The organism is Curtobacterium sp. 179-B 9B NHS, assembly GCF_045370965.1.
Lineage (GTDB): Bacteria > Actinomycetota > Actinomycetes > Actinomycetales > Microbacteriaceae > Curtobacterium.
Genome location: NZ_JBIQDQ010000011.1, coordinates 108,935 through 115,027, shown reverse-complemented (window position 1 = coordinate 115,027; position 6,093 = coordinate 108,935). Strand labels below are relative to the sequence as shown.

Below are 6,093 nucleotides of genomic sequence, written 5' to 3'. Positions count from 1 at the left end.
CCGCCGGCCTGTGCGAGCGGGCGCGAGCGGGCGCGAGCGGGCGGGATCTGCCTCGGTCGGGGCCGACGGCCGACAGGTACCGCCCGCTCGGCGGCCTGCGGGCGGCGTGTCCTGCCCGCTCGAGCGGAGGGCGGAGGGCAGAAGGCGGGGGCGGAGTGCGGGACCGGCGTCCGTGGATCGCCGTGCGGGGCGCGGTACGGTGGGCGGGTGTTCGGACGTCGCGCTCGCAGCCCCCGCCCCGACGACGGAGCGCGCCCGGGCGACCCCGGCGGCCTCGGCATCGGCATCGGAGCCCTCGTGCAGGTGGTCGACCTCGAGCGCGGGGGCGAGCAGTGGGAGGGCGAGCCGATCGGGGTGATCGTCGCTCCGGGAGGGGTGCAGCTCGGTGGGACGCAGCGCACCTGGACCATCGCCTTCGACGAGCCCGCGTACACGAAGGACGGCCGCGGCCCGTTCGAGCGCGCGACCGTCCTGGGTCGTCAGTTGGTGCCGGTCACGCCGGACACCGCGGACGGGGTCTAGTACTCCTCGTTGCCGCTCTTCAGCATGGCGGCGACGGCCATGCACATGCCCACGCCACCGAGCACGCCGATGCCGATGATGACGCCTGCGATGAGTTCGAGCATTGATGACTCCTTGGGTTGCGGGGCCGGTGTGGCGGTGGCCGTCGTGGCCGCGTCCAGGTTACCGGATGCGGCTCGGGGCTAGCGGATGCCGCGCATGAGGCGCAGGACGGGCTTCGCGCAGACGAGCAGCACGACCCCGACCGCCACGGCGACCAGGCCGAGGACGGTGAAGTACGGGACCTCGTTCGTCGGCGAGTAGTACTGCGAGAGCACCCCGGTGGCCGCCGTGCCGAGGGACACCGAGAGGAAGAAGAGCGCGACCATCTGGGTCTGGAACTTCGGCGGCGCGAGCTTCGTCGCGACGGACTGCCCGACCGGGGAGAGCAGGAGCTCGGCGATCGTGAAGACGAGCAGGATGCCCACGAGCGCGATCAGCGGTGTGCCGTTCTCGCCCGTGCCCGAGAACGGCAGGAAGAGCAGGAACGCGATGCCCATGATCCCGGTGCCGAGCGCGAACTTCGTCGGGGTGGAGGGCTGGCGGTCACCGAGCTTCGTCCAGATCGCGGCGGCGACACCGGACAGCACGATGATGAACACGGGGTTGATCGACTGGACCCACGACACGGGCATCACCCAGTCGCCGAGCGATCGGTCGAGGCGCTGGTCCGAGTACTGGGTCACGACCGTGAACTGCTGCTGGTAGAGCGACCAGAAGACGGCGCTCGCGATGAAGAGCGGGATGAAGGCGAACACCCGGGACCGCTCCTCGGCGGTGATCCCGCTGGTCAGGATCACCACGAAGTACGCGATGGTGGCCACGATGACGATCACGACGACGACCGTCGGCAGGTTCGTCACCGTGAGCAGTCCGGTGAGCACCGAGACCACGACGACCGCGAGCGCGACGACGACGAGCACGGCGACGAGCGGCAGGCGGCGACGCTCGACCGGGTTGGTGACGTGCCGGACCGAGTCGGGGAGCTTCCGTCGGCGGATGCCGTACTGCACGAGCCCGGCGGCCATGCCGACCGCGGCGAGTCCGAAGCCGTAGTGGAACCCGAGCGAGGACTGCAGCAGCCCGGTCAGCAGCGGACCGAAGAACGCCCCGAGGTTCACCCCGAGGTAGTAGAGCGAGAACCCGGCGTCGCGACGAGGGTCGTCGCGGCTGTACAGCCCGCCGACGATCGTCGTGGCGGTGGCCTTGAGCCCGCCGGAGCCGAGGGCGATGAGCACGAGGCCGACCCCGACGCCCGCGACCCCCGGGATCAGCGCGAGCCCGATGTGGCCGAGCATGACGACGACCGCGCTGGTGAAGAGGGTGCGGTCGGCGCCGATGAGCCGGTCCGCCACCCAGGCGCCGATGATCGTGAACAGGTAGACGGCGCCGCCGTACGCGCCCATGATCCCGTTGGCGATGCCCTCGTCGATGCCGAGGCCGCCGCGCGTGACGGTGTAGTACATGTAGATCAGGACGATGCCCTGCATGCCGTAGAACGAGAACCGCTCCCAGAGCTCCACCGCGAAGGGCGTGGACAGCTCGAAGGGCTGCCCGAAGAAGGTGCGTTGCTGCGCCGGAGCGCTGGGTGGGGTGGTGCGAGACATCCGTCCACTGTGCCCCCGGGCACCCCGCTCGTCCGAATCGGAGCGGGGCGCGTACAAACTTCCGCGGGCGGGCCTTGGAGGATTCCCACCACCCGTGTCCGGCCCCGCGGTCTGCCGTTGTGCGCCCGCACGGCGTTCGAGCAACACTCGGCCGAGGTGCCTAACGTGTGGAGCGCAACACGGACAGAGCAGTTCAGGAAGGCTCCCCCATGGTCGACACCGCCCCCGCACGCCCCACCTCGACGACCGAGGCCCCGAACGCCGACGCCACGGGCGACCCGGCGGCCGGCACGCCGACGGGCGGGACGGACACCGACGTCCGCATCGACACCACGCTGCTCGGGGAGCTCCTGCTCGGCCGCTGGGCCGAGGACCGGCGCATCTCACGGCGCCTGTCCCGCGACCCCGGGCTGCACAAGATCGAGGGGCAGCCGATCGCGGAGCACCGGGCCCGCGTCCTCGAGCAGCTCCGGGTGCTCGTCGACGCCGGTGCGATCCAGCGTCCGTACCCGACCGAGTTCGGCGGCCAGGAGAACCACGGCGGGAACCTCGCGGCGTTCGAGGAGCTCACGACGGCGGACCCGTCCCTGCAGATCAAGGCCGGCGTGCAGTGGGGCCTGTTCGGCTCCGCGGTGCACCACCTCGGCACCGAGCGCAACCACCGCGAGTTCCTGCCGGGGATCATCCGCTTCGACGTGCCCGGCTGCTTCGCGATGACCGAGACCGGGCACGGCTCGGACGTGCAGAGCATCGCGACGACGGCGACCTACGACCCGGACACGCAGGAGTTCGTCGTGCACACGCCGTTCCGGGGCGCCTGGAAGGACTACATCGGCAACGCGGCGCTGCACGGGCGGGCGGCCGTGGTGTTCGCGAAGCTCGTGACGCAGGGCGTCGACCACGGTGTGCACGCGTTCTACGTGCCGCTGCGCGACGGCGACGGTGCGTTCCTGCCCGGCGTGGGTGGCGAGGACGACGGCGTCAAGGGCGGCCTGAACGGCATCGACAACGGGCGCCTCTGGTTCGACCACGTCCGGGTGCCCCGCACGAACCTGCTCAACCGGTACGGCGACGTGGCCGAGGACGGCACGTACACCTCCCCCATCGCGTCGCCGGGCCGACGGTTCTTCACCATGCTCGGCACCCTCGTGCAGGGCCGGGTCTCGCTCGACGGCGCCGCCGTGGTCGCGCAGAAGGTCGGCCTGCAGATCGCGCTGACCTACGCCGCCGAACGCCGGCAGTTCCCGACGGGCGGCGGCGACGAGGGCGTGCTGCTCGACTACGGCCGTCACCAGCGCCGACTGATCCCCCGGCTCGCGACGGTCTTCGCCCAGTCGTTCGCGCACGAGAAGCTGCTGCAGACCTTCGACGACGTCTTCAGCGGGCGCGAGGACACCCCGCAGCGCCGCGAGGACCTCGAGACGCAGGCGGCGGCCTTCAAGGCGATGTCCACCTGGTCGGCGCTCGACACGCTGCAGGAGTGCCGCGAGGCGTGCGGCGGCGCCGGGTTCCTCGCCGAGAACCGGCTGACGAGCCTCCGCGCGGACCTCGACGTCTACGTCACCTTCGAGGGTGACAACACGATCCTGCTGCAGCTCGTGGGCAAGCGCCTGCTCACCGACTTCCGCGCGAAGGCGCCGCGCGACGCCGCCTCGACCGCCCGGTTCGTCGCTGCGCAGGCAGCGACGAAGCTGGCCGACGCGTCCGGCATCCGTCGACTCGGGCAGACGGTCGTCGACCGGGGATCGCTCGCGGCGAGCGTCACGGACCTGCAGGACCCGCGCACCCAGCGCGCGCTGCTGGCCGGTCGTGTCGACACGATGGTGTCCGAGATCGGGGTGCGTCTCGCCTCGGCCGGCAAGGACCGGGCGCGGGCCGCGAAGCTCCTCAACCGCTCGCAGCACGAGCTCATCGAGGCCGCGAAGGCGCACGCCGAGCTCATGCAGTGGGACGCGTTCACCGATGCCATCGAGGCCGTGGCGCCCGGTGACACCCGCCGCGTGCTCGTCTGGCTCCGCGACCTCTTCGCCCTCGGGCTCGTCGAGCAGCACCTCGACTGGCACCTGGTGCACGGACGCCTGTCGGCGCAGCGTGCCCGGGCGGTGTCGGCGTACGTCGACCGGCTCGTGGCCCGGCTCCGCCCGGTGGTCCCGCAGCTCGTCGAGTCGTTCGGCTACGACCCCGAGCTCGTCCGCGCGCCGATCGCCCTGGGCGAGGAGCGCGCGCGGCAGGAGGAGGCGGCAGCGTGGTTCGCCGCCGAGGCCGCTGCGGGACGGCTGCCGGAGCAGGAGAAGAAGCCGCGTCCGTGATCAACCCTGCAGGGTTGATATCGGGAGAATCAACCTTGTAGGGTTGACAGCGGAGGTGCGATGTACGCGGTGACGGTGGACCAGGTGGGCAGTCGTTCGGACGACGACCGGGTCGAGCAGGCCATCGACGTCGTCCGGACCGCGTCCGAGGGGCACGTGGTGCTCCCACCGGAGCGGACCGCCGGCGACGAGTTCCAGTTCCTGCTCGACGACGCGGAGACCCTGCTCGACGTGGTGTTCGCCCTCGCCCGGACGGACGGCTGGAGCATCGGCATCGGCATCGGTGACGTCGAGGAACCGGTGCCGAGCTCGACCCGGGCCGCGCGCGGCGACGCCTTCGTGCAGGCACGCGCCGCGGTCGACCGCGCGAAGGACGTCCCCGAGCACCTCGCCCTCGAGGTCGCCCCGGGTCGCCGGCTCGGTACCGCGGACGTCGAGCCCCTCGTCGCCCAGACCGTCCGGGCCCGTCGCCGCCGGTCGCGGGAGGGCTGGGAGCTCGCGGACCTCCTCCGCGCCGGCCACTCGCGCACCGAGGCCGCCGAGCTGCTCGGCGTGACCCGGCAGGCGGTGGCGAAGCGCTGGCTCGCGGCCGACCTGCGCTCCGACGACGCCGTGCACGCGGCACTCGCGCGGCTCCTCACCGAAGCGGACACCCCGGCATGACGGTCTGGCTGGTCGGTGCGGTCGTGCTGCTCGCGGTGGCCGCGCTCAGCGCCGTGCACCGCGTCCCGCCACTCGCCCGCGCGGTGCCGGCGGTCGTGGTCGTCGCGGTCGTCCTCGCCGCCGAGCTCCTCGACCTGGCACCCGCCGCACCGACGACCGCGCTCCGCGTGCTCGGCACCACCGCGGTCGTCGCCGTCGGCGTCCTCGCCGGGAGTGCCGTCACGGGGACCGTGCTCGGCTTCGCCATGCGCGAGGGCGTCGAGCGGGGTCGGCACGGCGGCATCCTGGTCTCGCGCGCCGACGAACCCGCCGTCGAGCGTCGACGCCCGGAGGTGCTCCGGGGCGGGGCGGCGATCGGGTTCCTCGAACGGTTCGCGGTGATCGGCGCGGTGCTGGTGGGCCGGCTCGAGATCGTCGCGGCGGTCGTCGCGGTGAAGGGCCTCGGTCGCTTCTCGGAGCTCGACTCCGCCGAGGCGCGAGAGCGGTTCATCGTCGGGACGCTCACGAGCACGTGCTGGGCCGGACTCGCCGCCTGGACCGCGATCGGCCTGCCGGGCTGACCGCACAGCCACACGGCCGCACAGACGCACCGCCGCACAGACGCACAGCCACAGAGCCGCACGAGCGTGCGCACGAGCGGGCGGACACCGCCCGACCGGACGCCACCGCGGCACTCAGCCCTGGTCCGACGCCCGTCCCCGGTCGCCGAGCGCAGCGCGCAGTCGCGCCTCGGCGTCGTCGGCGCCCTCGGCACCGGACGCAGCGGCCGCCGCAGCCGCCTCCGCGTTCGCCTCGATCACGGCGCGCACGACCTCCTCGCGCTGGATCTTGACCCCGCGCGGTGCGTCGATGCCGATCCGGACGCCGTCGCCGCGGCTGTCGAGGACCGTGATGACGACGTCGTCACCGACGAGGATCCGCTCGCCGACCTTCCGCGTGAGTACCAGCACCCC

General features: G+C 72.6%; 6 protein-coding genes. 4 read left to right on the top strand and 2 right to left on the bottom strand.

The window, feature by feature from the left end:
* Positions 1–207 precede the first annotated feature (207 nt).
* Positions 208–522, top strand: coding sequence for a hypothetical protein (locus tag ACH0A8_RS11120; protein ID WP_406907204.1), 315 nt, complete (start codon positions 208–210; stop codon positions 520–522).
* A gap of 182 nt (positions 523–704) precedes the next feature.
* Here the strand turns inward: ACH0A8_RS11120 and ACH0A8_RS11115 are convergent, their stop codons facing one another.
* A complete protein-coding gene (locus tag ACH0A8_RS11115; protein WP_209682692.1) occupies positions 705–2,168 on the bottom strand; it encodes a peptide MFS transporter in 1,464 nt (487 codons plus the stop codon).
* A gap of 209 nt (positions 2,169–2,377) precedes the next feature.
* On the opposite strand from ACH0A8_RS11115, the gene ACH0A8_RS11110 reads away from it, so the two are divergent.
* The 3 genes from ACH0A8_RS11110 (at position 2,378) to ACH0A8_RS11100 (ending at position 5,700) form a co-directional block, all read left to right on the top strand.
* Positions 2,378–4,477: an acyl-CoA dehydrogenase gene (locus ACH0A8_RS11110; protein WP_400338078.1), complete on the top strand. Its 2,100-nt coding sequence runs from the start codon at positions 2,378–2,380 to the stop codon at positions 4,475–4,477.
* Between the two features lie 84 nt (positions 4,478–4,561).
* A complete protein-coding gene (locus ACH0A8_RS11105; protein ID WP_251160244.1) occupies positions 4,562–5,140 on the top strand; it encodes a DNA-binding protein in 579 nt (192 codons plus the stop codon).
* Entirely contained in the window at positions 5,137–5,700 is a 564-nt protein-coding gene (locus ACH0A8_RS11100) for a hypothetical protein (RefSeq protein ID WP_066654204.1), read from the top strand. Before ACH0A8_RS11105 ends, ACH0A8_RS11100 begins: the two co-directional genes overlap by 4 nt.
* Before the next feature lie 114 nt (positions 5,701–5,814).
* Here ACH0A8_RS11100 and csrA read toward each other — a convergent pair whose 3' ends face one another.
* Positions 5,815–6,090 carry a carbon storage regulator CsrA gene (gene csrA, locus ACH0A8_RS11095; protein WP_066654202.1) on the bottom strand — a complete coding sequence of 92 codons (276 nt, stop codon included), beginning with the start codon at positions 6,088–6,090 and terminating at the stop codon, positions 5,815–5,817.
* Positions 6,091–6,093 lie beyond the last annotated feature (3 nt).

Bases quoted from the DNA above. Each gene is read 5' to 3' on its own strand.
- ACH0A8_RS11115 (WP_209682692.1), bottom strand. From the start codon at position 2,168: ATGTCTCGCACCACCCCACCCAGCGCTCCGGCGCAGCAACGCACCTTC.
- ACH0A8_RS11110 (WP_400338078.1), top strand. From the start codon at position 2,378: ATGGTCGACACCGCCCCCGCACGCCCCACCTCGACGACCGAGGCCCCG.
- ACH0A8_RS11100 (WP_066654204.1), top strand. From the start codon at position 5,137: ATGACGGTCTGGCTGGTCGGTGCGGTCGTGCTGCTCGCGGTGGCCGCG.